This is a genomic window from Buttiauxella sp. B2 (assembly GCF_006376615.1).
Lineage (GTDB): Bacteria > Pseudomonadota > Gammaproteobacteria > Enterobacterales > Enterobacteriaceae > Buttiauxella.
On sequence record NZ_VEXQ01000016.1, the window covers coordinates 27629 to 45289 of the forward strand.

The following is a 17661-nucleotide window of genomic DNA, read 5'->3' on the forward strand; positions in this document are numbered from 1 at the left end:
CTCTCCACCACGAAATAATACAAAAACTGTGCGCAATAATATCAAAACGGCATCGAATTGATAGTAGTTCTCATTAGTATTTAAAGAGTGCCTTAAATTGTCTATCCATTCCTTGCGCTTACGCAGCAAAAGCATGATAAGTTATATTTGGACATCCAGATGGTTAAACAGGGTAAAGTGAACATGACTGCGAAGCACATTGAAACGGCGCTGGTTAATGCCGGACGCGATAAAAAATTCACCCAAGGTTCAGTTAACAGTGTCATTCAACGCGCTTCATCGTTGGTGTTTGAAAATGTTGAAGCCAAAAAGCAGGCGACGGCTAACCGCGCTAAAGGCGAGCTATTTTATGGCCGCCGCGGCACCCTCACCCATTTTTCACTACAAGAGGCTATGTGTGAACTGGAAGGTGGCGCAGGTTGCGCACTTTATCCTTGTGGCGCAGCGGCGGTTGCCAACGCAATTCTGGCATTCGTCGAGCATGGCGATAATGTGCTGGTAACTGGCAGCGCTTATGAACCAACCCAGGATTTCTGCACCAAAATCCTCGCCAAACTGGGCGTAACTACCACCTGGTTTGACCCAATGATTGGCGCAGGTATTGCTAAACTGGTGCAACCCAATACTAAAGTCGTATTTCTGGAATCCCCTGGCTCTATCACAATGGAAGTACATGACATTCCAGCCATTGTTAAGGCAATACGCAGCGTAGCCCCAGAAGCCATTATCATGATTGATAATACTTGGGCGGCAGGAATTCTGTTTAAGGCACTGGATTTTGGTATCGATATTTCGATTCAGGCTGGCACCAAGTACCTGATTGGTCATTCAGATGCGATGGTTGGTACTGCGGTTTCCAATGCCCGCTGTTGGGATCAGCTACGTGAGAACTCTTATCTGATGGGGCAAATGCTGGATGCCGATACGGCCTACATGACCAGCCGAGGTTTACGCACCTTAGGTGTGCGTCTGCGCCAACATCATGAAAGCAGCTTGAAAATTGCCGAATGGCTGGCGCAGCACCCGCAGGTTGAACGCGTTAATCACCCTGCATTGCCCGGCAGTAAAGGGCATGAGTTCTGGAAACGAGACTTTACAGGTAGCAGCGGTTTGTTCTCATTTGTACTGAAAAAGCGTTTAGATAGTGAGCAATATCAAAACTACCTGGACCATTTCCACTATTTCAGCATGGCCTATTCCTGGGGAGGCTATGAATCGCTTATCCTAGCCAACCAACCGGAAGAGCTTGCTGAAATTCGCCCGGCGGGAGGAATTGACTTCACCGGGACGTTAGTTCGTGTTCATATTGGCCTGGAAAATGTGGATGATCTGATTGCCGATCTAAACGCAGGTTTCCAACGTATCGCCTAAAATTGCCAGATGTGGACGCCTGAACGGACAGTTTTTTCTATTTCGTGATGATTTGTTGAGCCTGCGATCAAGATGTCGCAGGCCATTTAGCGTTACACTATATCTCTAAATAAAAGTAAGTTTCTAAAACTAAGGTGCACCTAAGCTAACTGCTTTAGATTCAGGCGTGCCAATTTAAGTTGTTCCACAGGATTTGCCATGGCTGTTATACACAATATTGTTCAGGCGCTTTGGCAACATGACTTTGCTGCACTCGCGGACCCTCATGTTGTTGGAGTGGTTTATTGCGTCATGTTTGCGACGCTGTTTCTCGAAAATGGATTGCTGCCTGCCTCGTTTTTGCCCGGCGACAGTTTGCTATTACTCGCTGGAGCACTAGTAGCAAAAGGGGTCATGGATTTTGTCCCGACGGTCATTATTTTAACCATGGCGGCAAGTCTCGGTTGCTGGTTAAGCTATGCGCAAGGCCGCTGGCTGGGTAATACCAAAGCAGTGAAAAGTTGGCTGCGGCAGTTGCCGCCACAGTATCATCAACGTGCAACGGTAATGTTCGACCGACACGGTTTATTCGCCCTGCTAGCCGGGCGTTTTCTGGCGTTTGTGCGCACATTATTGCCAACAATGGCGGGGATCTCCGGGCTTAGTAACCGCCGCTTCCAGGTGTTTAACTGGTTAAGTGGACTGCTATGGGTCGGTAGCGTGAGCAGCTTGGGTTATGCTCTGAGCATGATTCCGTTTGTGAAACGCCACGAAGACCAGGTAATGACCTGTCTGATGATCCTACCAATGGTGCTGCTGGTTGCGGGCCTGGTTGGAACAGTGTTTGTGGTTATCAGGAAAAAATTTAATCCTGCGTAAGCAATTACAAAGTGGATAATATCGAATTATCCACTCTGCAATTCCTGCTATATCATCCTCATCCGAGCAGCATCTTCCCCCGGCGTCACACCAAAGTAGCGCTTAAACTCACGGCTAAATTGCGATGCGCTTTCATAGCCTACGCGAATTGCCGCAGTGCTGGCCTTCATCCCATCATGCAAAATCAGCATCCGCGCTTTATGCAGACGATAGCTCTTGAGATATTGCAACGGCGAGGTACTGGTAACGGACTTAAAGTTGTGATGGAACGCCGAGACGCTCATGTTCGCTTCTGCGGCCAATTGATCGACTGAAAGGTTCTCGGTGTATTGCGTTTCAATACGCCTGAGCACACGACTTATCAGGCTGAAATGCGTTTGCCGGCTTACCAACGCCAGCAGTGCCGCACCGCACGACCCCACCAGTATGTGATAGAGAATCTCGCGGATAATTTGTTTACCCAAAATACGCGCATCAAGAGGGTGTTCGAGCACATCCAATAAACGTTCAGCCGCGCAGAGAATTTCTTCAGAAAGCTTAGCGGAGTTAATCCCGGTTGAGCAGGTTTGCGGGTGCAATAAATCATCCTCGCCGATATCCATCAGCAAGTCCTGAAGCTGCAAAATATCGATATTAATACGCACACCAGCCAGTGGTACATCAGGCGTGGCGAAGGTTTCACATTCAAACGGCAGTGGAACAGTAAGCAGCAGGTATTCGTTAGCATCGTAGCGAAAAATACGATCGTTCAAATAACCCGTTTTATGACCGGAAAAGAGAATAATGATCCCCGGTTCATACATGACCGGCGTGCGGGCATAAGGCTTAGTGCCATACAATAAATTCACATTAGGCAGGGAACTCAGGCCACTATTATCTTTTTGTATCAAAGAATTAATCTTATCCGTTAATTGCTGGCAAATCGCTTCCCGCTTCATATCCTGCCGCTCCACAAGGTTTTTCTGACAGTATCAGTGTGCAACTAATTTTATCATTCCTCCAGTCACCAGGAGAAATAGGCAAGACAAAGGCAGGAATAAGCATTGAGGGATAGCGGTCACGGGTCGACAATGGGTACCATCAAATTCGATAAGCAATGTCTTTAATAAGCCACTACGGGAAATTAATAATGAACAACTTCAACCTACATACCCCGACTCGCATCCTGTTTGGTAAAGGTGCCATTTCTGAATTGCGCGCACAAATTCCAACCGATGCCCGTGTACTGATTACTTACGGCGGCGGCAGCGTGAAGAAAAATGGCGTACTGGACCAGGTTTACGCCGCACTCGAAGGGCTGGACGTGCTGGAGTTTAGCGGCATAGAACCTAACCCAACTTACGAAACACTGATGAAAGCCGTGGAAGTCGTGCGCCAACAGAAAGTGACTTTCCTGTTAGCGGTCGGTGGTGGTTCTGTGCTGGACGGTACTAAATTTATCGCAGCGGCAGCTAACTACCCACTCAATCAAGATCCGTGGAATATCTTGCTGACTCGCGGTGATGACGTTAAAAGCGCAATCCCGATGGGTTCGGTGTTGACGCTTCCTGCAACCGGTTCTGAATCTAACAAAGGCGCGGTTGTTTCTCGCCGTTCAACAGGTGACAAACAGGCATTTATGTCTGAACACGTGCAGCCTGTATTCGCCGTTCTTGACCCGGTTTATACCTACACTTTGCCACCGCGTCAGGTCGCAAACGGCGTGGTTGATGCGTTTGTCCATACCGTTGAGCAGTACATCACCTATCCGGTGAATGCCAAAGTGCAAGACCGCTTTGCCGAAGGCATTCTGCTAACGCTGGTTGAAGACGGCCCGAAAGCGCTGGAAGAGCCAGAAAACTATGACGTGCGTGCCAACGTAATGTGGGCTGCGACCATGGCGTTAAACGGCCTGATTGGTGCTGGCGTACCGCAGGACTGGGCAACGCATATGCTGGGTCACGAACTGACGGCGATGCATGGCCTGGATCATGCTCAGACTCTGGCAGTCGTTCTGCCTTCTTTGCTGAATGAAAAACGTAACGAAAAACGCGGCAAACTGCTGCAATACGCTGAGCGTGTATGGAATATCACCGACGGCTCCGAAGAAGAACGTATTGATGCGGCAATTGATGCAACACGTAATTTCTTCGAGCAAATGGGTGCACCAACTCGCCTGTCCGCTTACGGTCTGGATGGCAGCTCAATCCCGGCATTGCTGGTTAAACTGGAAGAAAAAGGCATGACGCAACTGGGTGAAAATCAGGACATCACTCTGGATGTGAGCCGTCGTATTTACGAAGCTGCACGCTAAGTAATTTAGCCCTTTTGTTTTCGTTTTTGAGTATTTGGTCCAGACTTAAATGCATTATTACGCTGGGGCATAGCCCCAGTCGTATCATTTGATTAAGGAGGAATACATGGCAAACCCAACTATAATCAAGCTCCAGGATGGGAATGTGATGCCACAATTAGGTCTCGGCGTCTGGCAAGCCAGCAACGACCAGGTCCTGATTGCAATCAATAAAGCGCTGGAAGTCGGCTATCGCTCCATTGATACCGCGGCCGCGTACAAAAATGAAGACGGCGTGGGCAACGCGCTAAAACATGCCGGAATTCCGCGTGATGAACTGTTTATCACCACCAAGCTGTGGAATGACGATCAGCAACGTCCGCGTCAGGCACTGGAAGAAAGCCTCGAAAAACTACAGTTGGATTATGTCGATCTGTATTTGATGCACTGGCCAGTGCCCAGCAAAGATCATTATGTTGAAGCCTGGAAAGGACTGATTGAGCTGCAAAAACAGGGGCTCGCCAAAAGTATCGGCGTCTGTAATTTCCAACTCAACCATCTCCAGCGTTTGATTGATGAAACGGGTGTTTCACCGGTTATCAACCAGATTGAACTGCATCCATTGCTGCAACAACGCCAGCTTCATTCCTGGAATGCGACTCACAAGATCCAGACCGAATCCTGGAGCCCGTTGGCTCAAGGTGGCGAAGGCGTGTTTGATAAGAAAATCATCCGCGATCTGGCGGACAAATACGGTAAAACTCCGGCGCAGATTGTTATTCGTTGGCACCTGGATAGCGGCCTGGTGGTGATTCCGAAGTCAGTTACGCCATCGCGCATTGCAGAGAACTTCGACGTATTTGATTTCCGACTGGATAAAGACGAGTTAGGCGAGATTGCGAAGTTGGATAGCGGCAAGCGATTGGGGCCAGATCCCGACGTATTTGGCGGCTGATCTTTAAAATAATCCTCATCCCGGCCCTTATCCTGATGGAAAAGAGCCGGGTGATTTTAAGGGTGAAAATTCACCCACTTTTGGCTTGCTAGTCCCGGTTTCGAAATAAACTGAAATCGTGCAGGATCCTCAATAAACTGCTGATACAGCGGACCATCGGTAATCCCAAATTCGGTATAACAACGCGGCGAAGTCACCTGCAAACGCCCCGGCATATAATGGCGATTATGCTGCCAGGCGATGTGTTCATCCTGCAACAGCGGATACCACGCCAGCCCTTTATACGCCCGTACAGCATCATATTCGAAACCATATTCTCTGTCGCACCAGGCACCAAACGTCAACGGTTCATCGGGTGATGCGGAAATAGTGGCATGCGCCCAACCTGGTGGTACCAGCACTTTTTCGCCAGGCCCTGCACAAACGGCAAAACAGCGTCCCGGATCGTCAGCGACATTTTCCTGCATGTAGATAATCGCTTTTCCCTGCCAGATTTCATAAAGCTCTGGAGGCGACCAGCCGCTGTGGCTGCTGATTCGGTGAATATGCCCCTGGCTGCGAATCGGTTCATCGCCCAATTGCCCGGAAGCGTAAGTCACCACGCCAAACAGCAGCATGCGCTTTCGAAGTTCTTCACGATCCTGCAAGCGCGCCACATCCATGACGATCGCATAAACATCTTCCGGCCCTTTGCAGTGCGGATCGCGCAGTGATGCACGGATCTGATCAAGCTTACGGATTTCTGGTACCGGCCCGATAACTTCTTCGCCGTAGCTAAACCCCATAGGATGGTGGTGGATCTTCATATCCAACCCAAAACTCAGGTGCGGTTCAGCCATTTTGCACCTCTTTGGCCTGAATTTTTCCGTCCTGCAAAACAACGCGCAATGAAAAGCCCTGCGCCAGAGCAGCGTAATCATGTCCGGCAATACTCGGCCAGACGGCAAGTGCTGAGAGAACTTCCGTTCCGGTGTTGATCAAGCGATGTGCGGTAAATCCAGGAATAATATGCACGGAGCCTGGCGATACTTGTTCAAGCCGCGCTTCGCCCTGCTCGTTCTGAAGCAGTAATAATCCGCTACCACGCAAGCCGAAGTACACCTCGCCTTGCTCACGACGTTGATGGAAATGCCCGCGAGTCATATAAAACTCATCACCAACACGTCCTGGATTCAAATGCGTAGTGCCGACGAAAAGCTCGCCTTCCCCCTGTGGCGATTTCAGCATCTCAACTTGATAGATTGTCGTTTCTGAGGGGATCGACTGCCAGGTAATTTGATCGTGGAATACGCCAGCAAGATCACCGCAATGCGTGATCTTAGTGATCATATCTTCAGCCGTGAAATGGCCATTAAGGAATGCCACACCAGGTGGCAAGCTGACAGGAATATTCATTTTGTTTCTCCGGCCCAAGGAGAACTGCACAATCAGCATAACAGGTTAATCGATTAACCCTATTATCAGGCCGAAGAAAGTAGATCTGTGTCGCGTTAATTAATCAGGGAGCCAACACCAGCACTTCTGCAACCCAGCGCTGGAAACCAGCTATATCCAGATCCAGCGCCACATGGGCGTTTGGTTCGCGCTGGTAGCGCTGTTCTATATCCACAACCGTAGTACCCGCCGTGAATTCACCGCGAGTTTCCACCGCGACAAAGCACGGTTTGGTATGGAACAATTCTGGTTTCACCAGCCAGGCGATAGCGCAGAGGTCATGCATTCTCAAACCCGCCGACATACTGCCGCTGCGATAATGACTAAACAGCGCGTGCAGCATTTTCCCGGTTTGATTCAGGTTTGGGAGCGTTGTCAGATATTCTGGGCTGAGCATCGCCTGATTGGTGACGTCCAGACCGCACATCACGATTTCCAGCCCGCTTTCAAACACGCGCGCCGCTGCTTCCGGGTCAATGGCGATATTAAATTCCGCATTTGGCGTGAAGTTGCCGCGTCCCGCCGAACCGCCCATGATAACCAGGCGTTTGATCTTCGCTTTGCATTCCGGATACTGGATGAGCAATAGCGCAATATTAGTTAATGGACCAATTGCCACCAGCGTGATGGTTTCAGGACTTGCATTTAAACATTCATAAATGGCCTGAAAAGCGGGTTTATCCAATGGTTTGCGCTGATGTTCAACGAATGCGTAACCCTCCATACCAGACTGGCCATGTACATAAGCGGCATCGCGCAGTTTACGCACCAACGGGGCTGCGGCACCTTTGGCAACCGGAATGTTCTTCTGCCAGAAGTGCATAAGCTGTAGAGCATTACGCGTGGTTTTCTCAACGCTAACGTTCCCGGCGACCGTCGTCAGAAGTTTTAAATCAAGCTGTGGGGCAAAAAGTGCCGCTGCAATGGCAACTGCGTCATCGATACCCGGATCGGTGTCGAGAATGATTGAAGTTTTACTCATAAATTACTCTCTTTAATACCCTTTAGCATTCGAGTTGCAGGTAGGCGGCAAGGGAGCTTATCCCCAGGAGCTTACTTTAGTAAGTGACTGGGGTAAGTGAGTGCAGCCAACACCCCAGGATGACGGGTATATTAGGTACATACGGTGTGATTAGCTTACTATGTAGCTCATTTCCATGTGCTAACACGACCGAGAAAGTGTAATGAAGCTCCCACAGGCAAACATTTCAGAATTCGTCACTCAACATCTTGCGCGACGCATTATGCACGGCGATCTCGCGCCGGGGCTTTCACTACCTGGTGAAAACGAACTGGCTGCCGAATATGAAGTTTCCCGAACTTCGGTACGCAATGCACTCCAGGTTCTGGCGGCGAAGGGGCTTATCTCGATTCAGGCCAAAAAACGAAGCACAGTGAATACCCGGGAGCAGTGGAGCCTTTTGGATATTGATGTGTTGGGATGGCTAGCAGAAGGTGAACTTGATCTGAAACTGGTTGAGCAACTGATCGTGACACGTCTGATTTTTGAGCCAAACGTGGCAACGCTTGCTGCACTAAATGCCAACGGACACGATCTAGCCGCCATGGAAGATGCACTTCAGTTAATGCGTAAAGGCCAACTCGATGCGCAAAGATCTTTGTTTGAAGAAGGTGACATGGCGTTTCACCATGCTTTATTACGCGCCACACATAACCCCTTTCTTTTAGCGCTAGGCAACGCACTTTCCGCAGCGATGGCGCTCTCCTTTCGACAGACTCTAGAAAAAGACGTGCGTCAGACCAAAGCCGCCGTTGATGAACACTTCCTGCTGTTTGATGCCATTCGCCTTAAACAAGTCGATAAAGCTCGCCTGCAAATGCGCAGCATTTTGCTTAATGCCGCCAAAAAACGCATCTGGCAAGATCGCCCGGAAATGTTCGATCACATCATTTGATCACCAACTGACGTAATTTCGATCGCCCTCACACATTGTGGTCTTTTTATGCCTTAAGATTCTTGTACTACAAGATTACATGGTTTGTATTACTTGAATGAACAATAACTGGATTGCCATCGATTGGGGAACCACTAACTTCCGTGCATTCTTAATGCAAGGAGCACAGCAACTTTCCCGTATAAGCCAGACCTGTGGGCTGTTATCCGTCGAAAAAGATCAATTTGCCCCGACTCTGCAATACCTGTTGCAAACGTGGCTTGAGCAATACGGCAATTTGCCGATTGTGATGGCAGGCATGGTAGGTTCGCAGCAGGGCTGGCATGAAGTACCCTACGTACCTTTGCCGTGCAATGCCCAAGATTTGGTATCACACACGCTGGCCTTTACCACTCCATGGGGTAGCCCGGCATGGCTGATTCCCGGCGCTAACGCCATCAGTCAGTTTGACCAGCCAGACGTGATGCGCGGTGAAGAAGTGCAGCTTTTCGGCTTGAGTGCTTTATATCCCGCAGATGAACATTTCGCGTTACTGCCCGGCACGCACAGCAAACATGCGCAACTGCGCCAGGGCGAGATAACGTCATTCTCCACATTTATGACAGGTGAAATTTTCTCACTGTTATCCCAACATTCTATTCTTGGCCGCGCATTGCCGGAGCAACGGGAAAATAACGAAGCCTTCCTTCTAGGTGTGAGAACCGCGATGCGGGGTGCGCCCTTCACTCATTTAATCTTTTCAGCACGCACCCGTCGTCTGGTGGGTGAAATAAACGAAGCCCACGTCCACAGCTATCTGTCTGGTTTAACCATCGGTTACGAATTGCAGGCGCTCCCCACAGGGCAACTCGCGTGGGTAGTTGGCAGCCCCTCGCTGACCGCCCGCTATGAGCTTGCGGCAAGCCAGATGGATCTGAATCTTTCTCCGGTCAATGGTCATGAATGTTTCATTCATGGCCTGTGGCACCTATTCACCCAGCTCCAGGGAAATCAATCATGAGCCCAGAAAATTTCATTACCCAGTGGCAACAAGAGCCGCTACCGCTGGTCGCCATATTGCGTGGCATTACGCCAGCCGAAGCTGCCGAAGCGGCAGACATTTTGTTGGAATGCGGATTCCGTTATCTGGAAGTGCCGCTTAACAGTCCGTCGCCACTGGAGTCGATTAGCCTTATGCGCGATGTCGTAGGCAAACGCGGCTACGTTGGCGCGGGTACGGTGCTTACCGTCGAACAAGTGGATGCTGTTGCCGAATGCGGCGGCCAATTGATTATCTCCCCGAACTGCTGCCCTGACGTTATCCGCCACACCAGCAAACTTGGCTTGATAAGCATGCCGGGCATCATGACACCAAGCGAAGCGTTCAGCGCCATTGCAGCCGGAGCCAGCGCCCTGAAACTGTTCCCAGCCGAACATGTCAGCCCAGTGATTACCAAAGCTTTTCGCGCAGTAGTACCACGCGAAGTGGCGCTGTTGCCAGTTGGCGGTATTCAGCCTAACGCAGTACAAATGAGGAGTTACATGCAGGCAGGAGCCAACGGTTTCGGCCTGGGCGGTGGGTTATATCAGGCGGGAATGAGCATGGCTTTGCTGCGTGAACGTGCACTGGCATATCAACAAGCCTGGCGCGAGTGTGCGGAGTAAATCATGAATCAGTTCATCGGTGGGAACGTCGAGGTTATTGGTGATTATCGTGCTCAGTTGGGTGAAACGCCGGTGTGGTGTAGCCACAGCGATTCGCTGCTGTGGGTCGATATTCTGCAAAACCGTCTGCTGCGCTACTGGCCGAATCAGGCCGGACGCATTGATGTTCACCCGATGCCTGTTTTCACCAGCGCGGTACTGCTGACAACCCTGCCCGAGACATTTCTGGTGGTAAGCCAGAGCGGGATCTCTGGGTACAACTATCAGAATCAGCAATTTAGCCCGCTTTGCGAATGGCCTGATGATGCGGCGGGAACGCGCCCCAACGAAGCCGCGATTGCGCCAGATGGTTCGCTGTGGTTTAGCACTATGGACCCAACGGCTCAAAAAGCTATCGGAAGTTGGTATCGAGTTAGCCGTTCAATGCCTGTTCCCCAACGCCTGCTGGGCGGCCAGTTAGTCCCCAACACCCTGCAATGGATTGATGGAAATATCTGGTTCGCCGATTCACTACGCCACACGTTTTACCGCGCAACGTTGCAATCAGATGGCCTGCACATCAAACAAGAATATCAAGTATCCGGTATTCCAGACGGTTCAACGCTCACCACCAAAAATGAACTTATCAACGCTTGCTGGGGCAGTTCGTCCCTGACGCATTACCAGATAAGTGGCAACAAAATGGCCGAAACGAGCCAGTTAAAACTACCGGTTAGCCAACCCAGCAGTTGCACCTTCGGAGGGCCAAATCTGTCCGATCTCTACATCACTTCCGCACGAGAAGGACTCGCTGCACCCGTCGCCCTGGATGGCGCGGTTTTAAAAATAACAACAACTCATTCAGGCATACTCGCCCGCAAATTCAGGCTCTAGAATTTTCATAACTTTCAAGGTGTTATTATGAGCACAATTTCTAATCCTACACATACGAATCGCCAGACGATCCTCGTCTGTTTCCTCGCGGCACTAGCCGGGTTGCTGTTTGGCCTGGATATGGGCGTTATCGCGGGCGCACTCCCCTTTATTGCTAACGAATTTGGTTTAAGCAGCCACCACCAGGAAATCGTGGTCAGTATCATGATGTTGGGTGCAGCACTGGGCGCATTGTGCAGTGGCCCAATGTCTTCAAGCCTTGGGCGTAAGAAAAGCCTGTTGCTGGGTGCGGTGCTGTTTGTGGTTGGTTCCGTGGGTTGTGCCGTTGCGCACAACATGGAAATCCTCTCCGTATCGCGTTTTATCCTCGGCCTGGCTGTCGGCGTTGCCTCCTTCACCGCCCCGTTGTATTTGTCTGAAATCGCACCAGAACGTATCCGCGGCAGCATGATTTCGCTTTATCAATTGATGATTACCATCGGTATCCTGGCCGCATTTTTGTCTGATACCGCACTGAGCGAAGGTGGCCACTGGCGCTGGATGCTTGGCGTTATCACCTTCCCGGCGATCATTCTCTTTGTTGGCGTGCTGACCTTACCTGAAAGCCCACGCTGGCTAGCGATGAAAGACAAACACGAGCTGGCAGGAAAAGTGCTGAAACTGCTGCGTAATTCCGACAAAGAAGCGCAGGACGAACTGAATCAGATCCGCGAAAGTGTGAAGATGAAACAGCGCGGTTTGCAGCTTTTCCGCCACAACGCAAACTTCCGCCGTTCCACCTATTTGGGCGTGTTACTCCAGTTCATGCAGCAGTTCACCGGCATGACGGTGATCATGTACTACGCGCCGAAGATCTTCGAGATCGCCGGGTTCTCCACCACCAAAGAGCAAATGTGGGGCACGGTTATCGCCGGTTTAACCAACGTTCTCGCCACCTTTATTGCCATTGCGCTGGTCGACCGTTGGGGACGCAAACCGATCCTCAAGCTAGGGTTCTCGGTCATGGCGGTGTGCATGGGTATTCTCGGTTATATGTTCTACAGCGGGATAACTAACCCAACCGAACAATACGCTGCGGTTATCGTGCTGCTAATTTTCATCACTGGTTTTGCGATGAGTGCAGGCCCGCTTATCTGGGTGCTGTGTTCTGAAATCCAGCCGCTCGCCGGACGCGACTTTGGCGTCACCTGCTCCACGATGGCGAACTGGATTGCCAATATGATCATCGGTGCCACTTTCCTGACGCTTATCGACACCATCGGCAGCCCGAACACCTTCTGGCTGTATGGCGTGCTGAACGTCATTTGTATTGGACTGACTGTTCTCTTCGTCCCTGAAACCAAAAGTATTTCTCTGGAACACATCGAACGTAATTTGATGAGCGGCCTGCCGCTGCGCCAAATCGGTCTGCCGCAAAACGGAAATATCGGACAAACAGCCACAACAGAATAAAAAATTATCGGGTGGCGCTGCGCTATCCGACCTACAAAAGCCCAGCCCTACACCCTGGAGATGAACATGAGTGGCATAATAGAAAGAAAATCAGCGGGTTCTACCGCTGAGTCGCGGGTCTATAGCAAGATAACCAAGCGACTTATTCCGTTTTTGATTTTGTGTTATTTCTTCGCCTACCTGGACCGCGTAAACGTTGGGTTCGCCAAACTGCACATGCAGGATGCGCTGAACTTCAGCGACACGGTCTACGGGCTTGGGGCGGGCATCTTCTTTATCGGCTACTTCCTGTTTGAAATGCCCAGCAATCTGCTGATGCAACGCTTCGGTCCACGTTTCTGGATTGCCCGCATCATGGTGACATGGGCGGTGCTTTCAGCGGGCATGATGTTTGTCACCACGCCGACGCAGTTTTACGCGGTGCGCTTTTTACTCGGCGTGGCAGAAGCTGGCTTCTTTCCTGGCATCGTGTTTTATCTCACGCTGTGGTTCCCTTCGTGGCGATCCGCCCGCACCCTCGGGCTGTTTATTCTCGTCACGCCTCTTTCCACCATTATTGGTAGTCCGCTTTCCGGTTTGATCCTCAAGCTGTTTGAAGGCGTTGGCAGTTTGCATAACTGGCAGTGGCTGTTTTTGGTCGAAGCTGTTCCCTCTTTCCTGTTGGCGTTCGTGGTGCTGCGTTATCTGGATAACGACGTGAAATCGGCCAAATGGCTGAGCGATGCCGAAAAGCAGATTGTGATTAACGACCTGGCAAAAGACGCCGCCAACCGCGCCCTTGCTAATCAGGGCAAAGTCGACAGCAGCCTGAAAGGCATGTTGAAAAACGGCTATGTCTGGCTGTTGGCAGTGGTGTTCTTTAGCTTCAACATCGGCTACTACGGCATTAATTTCTGGCTGCCGTCGATAATCAAAAGCTCCGGTGTTAACGATGATTTCCATATCGGCCTACTGGCGGCACTACCTTATGTGTTCGGCGCATGCTTCATGGTGTGGAACAGTCGCCACTCCGACCTGAAACAAGAACGCCGTTGGCATATCGCTATTCCTGCGCTGATCGGCTGCATTGGCCTTGCGCTGAGCGCATATTGCAGCGGTTCCACCTTCTGGATGATGGCGTGGATTTGCGTGGCGATGTCCGGCACCCTGGCGCTAATCCCAACTTATATCAGCCTGCCCGGCGCATTGCTCTCCGGTACTGCCGCCGCCGCAGGTATCGCTTTCGTTAACTCCATCGGCAACCTGGCGGGCTTCTTTGGCCCAACGGTTCTTGGCTGGCTGAAAGACACGACTGGCCGTACCGACACCGGTTTATACATTCTGGCGGGCTTCCTGCTGCTTTGCGCCCCGCTGATCCTCACGCTGCCAGCCCGACTGGCAAACCCGAAAAAAGTTATCGCAGTACCTGAACGCAGCGATGTGCAGCCTGATGCTGCCCATCACATTAATCGCTAACGTTATAAAGAGATTGAGAATATGAGTGGATGTGGCGGATGTGCCAGTTGTGGCACGCATTTCAACCCAATCCTTGAAGATGATGACGGCGCGCTGAAACGTGCTCTGTATAAATCAATGGGCCATACCGACGAGCAACTGCGTAAACCCGTTATTGCAGTAGTGAACAGTTACACCAACGCAACGGCGGGCCATGCCAATCTGAATGAGCTAACAGCCAAAGTGCTTGAAGGTATTGAAGAAGCCGGTGGCGTGGGCATGGTGTTTGGCACTATTGCCCCTTGCGACGGTATTGCCGAAGGGCATTTAGGAATGCGCTATATTCTCGCTGCCCGCGAGGTGATTACCGCGTCAATCGAAGTGATGATGCGCGCCCACCGTTTTGATGGCATGGTGCTGCTCGGTTCGTGCGACAAAATCGTTCCGGCAATGTTAATGGCGGCGGCACGGCTGGATATCCCGGCGATTATGGTCAACGGCGGCCCAATGTATCCGGCTGAATATAAAGGTAAACACTGGGACGGCAACATCGTTACCGAAGCCATTGGCTGGAAGAAACGTGGCGAAATCAGCGAGGAGGAGTTCGCTCATATCGAGAACATCGCAGAACCAGGACCAGGTTCCTGCACCATGTATGGTACGGCGAACACCATGTGCTGTATCGGTGAAGTTCTGGGGATGAGTTTGCCAGGCAGCAGTACGTTGCCTGCCGTTTCGCAAGAACGCCGCGATTGCGCTGTAGAAACAGGGCGTCAGGCTGTCGAACTGGTGCTCAACGGGGTTAATGCACGCCAGATTATTACCGCAGAATCCATTCATAACGCGATGGTTTATCTGCTGGCAACCGGCGGCTCAACCAATGCCATCCTACATTTACAGGCAATTTATTACGAAGCCGAACTCGGCCATCTGCCACTTTCTGCATTTGATGAACTCAGCCACCGAGTGCCGTTGGTTGCCTCGCTCTATCCGGCATCCGAACACGACATGATCGATTTCTGGGAAGCGGGCGGCGTGCAGGCAGTGGAGTATGAAATCAGCAAACTGATGCACATGGATGCGCTGACAGTGACAGGTAAAACCAAAGCTGAATTGCACGCCGTTGGTAAACGTAGTTGTCGCCCGGAAGTGATTCATACCCTCGCCATTCCGGTGCGTAATGAAGCCGGTGTTGCGGTGCTGCACGGTAATTTGTCGCCGCTGGGTTGCGTGGTGAAACCTGCGGCAGTGCCGGAAAACCTGATGGTCTTCCGTGGCCCTGCTGTGGTGTTCAACAGCGAGCAAGAATCCGTCGAGGCGATTATGTCCGGCCAAATCCAGCCGGGTAGCGTGCTGGTGCTACGCTACGAAGGCCCGAAAGGTGGCCCAGGCATGCCGGAAATGTACAAACCGATGAAATCCCTCGAAGGGATGGGCCTGTCCGATACCTGTGCATTAATTACCGATGGGCGTTTCTCCGGCTCGAACCGCGGTTTGTTCGTCGGCCATATTTCACCGGAAGCGGTGGATGGCGGTGAACTGGGTCTGGTGGAAGACGGGGATGAAATCTCCATTGATATTCCGTCCCGTACTCTGACGTTGCATGTGGCAGAAACTGTTCTGGCAACGCGCCGCGAAAACTGGAAACCCGTCAATAAAGAAGTTCCTCGCGGTTTTCTGCGTTTGTACCGCCGCTGGGCGTTACCTGCCGCGCAAGGTGCCGTATTGGCAGACAGGGAGGATGACTAATGGCTAAGCATTTTACTGCGGCGGATATTGTTGGGGTAAACCCGATTGTCGCTATGCCGTTTACCGCTAGCGGGGAAATCGACGAAGTCAGTTTTGTGCGCCTGCTCGAGCATATCGGCAATACCGGCGCACAAGGCACCACGCTGTTTGGCATCGCCAGCGAGTTTCCAAAACTTGAAGACAACGAGCGCAACCGCCTGGCACAACTGCTTGTCAGCACGCTGGCGGGCAGTTCGTTGTATCGGGCAATGTCCGTCACCGACCACAGCACAGAAGTTGCTGTAAAACGTGCGCGTTATTACGCCTCACTGGGTGCTGATGCACTCATGCTGCTGCCACCGTTTTTCCTGCAACCCAGTCCACAGGCGATTCAGGAACATATTTTTGCTGTGCTGGAAGCGGTGGATATTCCGGTGATGGTGCAATACGCACCGGGAGAAACAGGTCTTGCGATTACCCCAGAACAGTTAGCGGCAGTCGCTGTTCGTTATCCCCATGCGGTGTTTAAAATCGAGTGCAATCCGCCAGTGGATTACACCCGTGAATTCTTAGCCAAAGCTCCGCAGGCCAGCGTGCTTAATGGCTATGCTGGATTGTATATGCTGCAAATGTTGGAGGCAGGTGGCAAAGGCGTGATGCCAGGTTGTTCGTTTAGCGAAGTGTATGTGCGCATTTACCAACAATGGCAGCGCGGAGAACAGCAACAGGCCGAGGCATTGCACCAGGCGCTGCTACCGTACATACAGCGCTGGATGGCGCACTGCGAATACATCATTCAGGTCGAGAAAACGATTCTGATGCAGCGCGGCCTTATCGCGACCGATTATTGCCGTAAACCTGGCTGGCATCTTACGCCTGAAGATCATCAGCTTATTGACAACTTCATCAGGGAATTATTATGAAAACCCAACAATCTACTCGCGTAATCATCGTGACCGGAGCCAGCCAAGGGATTGGCCACGCGATAGCGCAAACTTATCTGAATAATGGCGATATTGTCATTGGTTGTGCTTATTCCACACTGGAAAAAGCGAGTGGCGCGCAAAAATTACTGGCTGATTATCCGGAGCGTTTCTTCTACTTTTCCGTCGATGTCACCAAAACCGAGTCAATAAAGCAGTTTGTTACCGATGCTGAAAAACTGTTTGGCCATATTGATGTGCTGGTGTCAAATGCAGGCAAGAACGTCTTTAAAGGGATTGATTGCGAAGAGAACGACTGGTCGCATAACTTTGACCTGAACTTGCGCTCCCATTGGTTTATGGCGAAATGTGCCCGTCCTGCGCTAGCCAAAAGCAAAGGGGTGATTCTTATCATGACTTCAAATCACGCGTTCTCTACCATGCCAGGATGTGCACCTTATAACATTAGCAAACGTGCATTGCTGTCGCTGGTACAGAGCCTGACTATCGAATGGGGGCCAGAAATTCGTACCGTCGGCATCGCGCCTGGTTTTATCGATACCGACGGCAATCAGGTGTGGTTTGATTCACACACTGACGGACGTCTCGCCCGTGAAAAAACCATCAAAAAACACCCTGTCGGGCGTATTGGTCGCCCTGAAGAAGTAGGCGAACTTTGCCTGTTCCTATCCAGCGAAAACGCCGGTTTTATTGCTGGCACCACGATTGTGATGGATGGCGGGCGTAGTGCCATCATGCAAGATAGAGACGACGTTTGATAAATCGCAGGTATAAAAATGG

The 17661-nt window shown here is 51.2% G+C and carries 17 protein-coding genes; 13 read left to right on the top strand and 4 right to left on the bottom strand.

Annotation, left to right across the window (positions count from 1 at the left end; all coding sequences use genetic code 11):
- Positions 1–159 precede the first annotated feature (159 nt).
- Both metC and FH968_RS16705 read left to right on the top strand, forming a co-directional pair.
- On the top strand, positions 160–1371 hold the full coding sequence (metC, locus tag FH968_RS16700; protein WP_370451522.1) for a cystathionine beta-lyase: 1212 nt from the start codon (positions 160–162) through the stop codon (positions 1369–1371).
- A gap of 198 nt (positions 1372–1569) precedes the next feature.
- Positions 1570–2229, top strand: a complete 660-nt coding sequence (locus FH968_RS16705; protein ID WP_139881596.1) for a DedA family protein — start codon at positions 1570–1572, stop codon at positions 2227–2229.
- A gap of 47 nt (positions 2230–2276) precedes the next feature.
- On the opposite strand, the gene FH968_RS16710 is transcribed toward FH968_RS16705, so the two are convergent.
- Positions 2277–3167, bottom strand: a complete 891-nt coding sequence (locus FH968_RS16710; RefSeq protein WP_139881598.1) for an AraC family transcriptional regulator — start codon at positions 3165–3167, stop codon at positions 2277–2279.
- Positions 3168–3358: 191 nt separating this feature from the next.
- Between FH968_RS16710 and yqhD the strand changes: the two genes are divergently transcribed.
- On the top strand, positions 3359–4522 hold the full coding sequence (yqhD, locus tag FH968_RS16715) for an alcohol dehydrogenase (protein WP_139881600.1): 1164 nt from the start codon (positions 3359–3361) through the stop codon (positions 4520–4522).
- A gap of 106 nt (positions 4523–4628) precedes the next feature.
- On the top strand, positions 4629–5456 hold the full coding sequence (dkgA, locus tag FH968_RS16720; RefSeq protein ID WP_139881602.1) for a 2,5-didehydrogluconate reductase DkgA: 828 nt from the start codon (positions 4629–4631) through the stop codon (positions 5454–5456).
- Positions 5457–5512: 56 nt separating this feature from the next.
- On the opposite strand, the gene FH968_RS16725 is transcribed toward dkgA, so the two are convergent.
- The 3 genes from FH968_RS16725 to rihC form a co-directional block, all read right to left on the bottom strand.
- Positions 5513–6295: a glucose-6-phosphate isomerase family protein gene (locus FH968_RS16725; RefSeq protein WP_139881605.1), complete on the bottom strand. Its 783-nt coding sequence runs from the start codon at positions 6293–6295 to the stop codon at positions 5513–5515.
- Complete coding sequence (locus tag FH968_RS16730; RefSeq protein ID WP_139881607.1) at positions 6288–6851, bottom strand: glucose-6-phosphate isomerase family protein; 564 nt, start codon at positions 6849–6851, stop codon at positions 6288–6290. Before FH968_RS16730 ends, FH968_RS16725 begins: the two co-directional genes overlap by 8 nt.
- A gap of 103 nt (positions 6852–6954) precedes the next feature.
- Positions 6955–7872: a ribonucleoside hydrolase RihC gene (gene rihC / locus FH968_RS16735; protein WP_139881609.1), complete on the bottom strand. Its 918-nt coding sequence runs from the start codon at positions 7870–7872 to the stop codon at positions 6955–6957.
- Positions 7873–8074: 202 nt separating this feature from the next.
- On the opposite strand from rihC, the gene FH968_RS16740 reads away from it, so the two are divergent.
- From FH968_RS16740 to FH968_RS16780, 9 genes are all read left to right on the top strand, one after another.
- Positions 8075–8806 carry a FadR/GntR family transcriptional regulator gene (locus FH968_RS16740; protein ID WP_139881611.1) on the top strand — a complete coding sequence of 244 codons (732 nt, stop codon included), beginning with the start codon at positions 8075–8077 and terminating at the stop codon, positions 8804–8806.
- A 97-nt stretch (positions 8807–8903) separates the two neighbouring features.
- Positions 8904–9806, top strand: a complete 903-nt coding sequence (locus FH968_RS16745) for a 2-dehydro-3-deoxygalactonokinase (protein ID WP_139881613.1) — start codon at positions 8904–8906, stop codon at positions 9804–9806.
- Positions 9803–10450 (top strand): 2-dehydro-3-deoxy-6-phosphogalactonate aldolase, encoded by a 648-nt coding sequence (locus FH968_RS16750; protein ID WP_139881616.1) that lies wholly within the window; start codon positions 9803–9805, stop codon positions 10448–10450. Before FH968_RS16745 ends, FH968_RS16750 begins: the two co-directional genes overlap by 4 nt.
- A gap of 3 nt (positions 10451–10453) precedes the next feature.
- Positions 10454–11323 carry an SMP-30/gluconolactonase/LRE family protein gene (locus FH968_RS16755; RefSeq protein ID WP_139881618.1) on the top strand — a complete coding sequence of 290 codons (870 nt, stop codon included), beginning with the start codon at positions 10454–10456 and terminating at the stop codon, positions 11321–11323.
- A gap of 27 nt (positions 11324–11350) precedes the next feature.
- A complete protein-coding gene (locus FH968_RS16760) occupies positions 11351–12775 on the top strand; it encodes a sugar porter family MFS transporter (RefSeq protein ID WP_139881620.1) in 1425 nt (474 codons plus the stop codon).
- A 66-nt stretch (positions 12776–12841) separates the two neighbouring features.
- The gene (locus FH968_RS16765; protein WP_139881622.1) at positions 12842–14230 is read left to right on the top strand and encodes an MFS transporter; all 1389 of its coding nucleotides are present in this window, start codon (positions 12842–12844) and stop codon (positions 14228–14230) included.
- Between the two features lie 21 nt (positions 14231–14251).
- The gene (gene ilvD, locus FH968_RS16770; protein WP_139881625.1) at positions 14252–15958 is read left to right on the top strand and encodes a dihydroxy-acid dehydratase; all 1707 of its coding nucleotides are present in this window, start codon (positions 14252–14254) and stop codon (positions 15956–15958) included.
- The gene (locus FH968_RS16775; protein ID WP_139881627.1) at positions 15958–16860 is read left to right on the top strand and encodes a dihydrodipicolinate synthase family protein; all 903 of its coding nucleotides are present in this window, start codon (positions 15958–15960) and stop codon (positions 16858–16860) included. Before ilvD ends, FH968_RS16775 begins: the two co-directional genes overlap by 1 nt.
- Positions 16857–17639, top strand: coding sequence for an SDR family NAD(P)-dependent oxidoreductase (locus tag FH968_RS16780; protein ID WP_139881629.1), 783 nt, complete (start codon positions 16857–16859; stop codon positions 17637–17639). The genes FH968_RS16775 and FH968_RS16780 overlap by 4 nt, the downstream gene beginning before the upstream one ends.
- Positions 17640–17661: the final 22 nt, after the last annotated feature.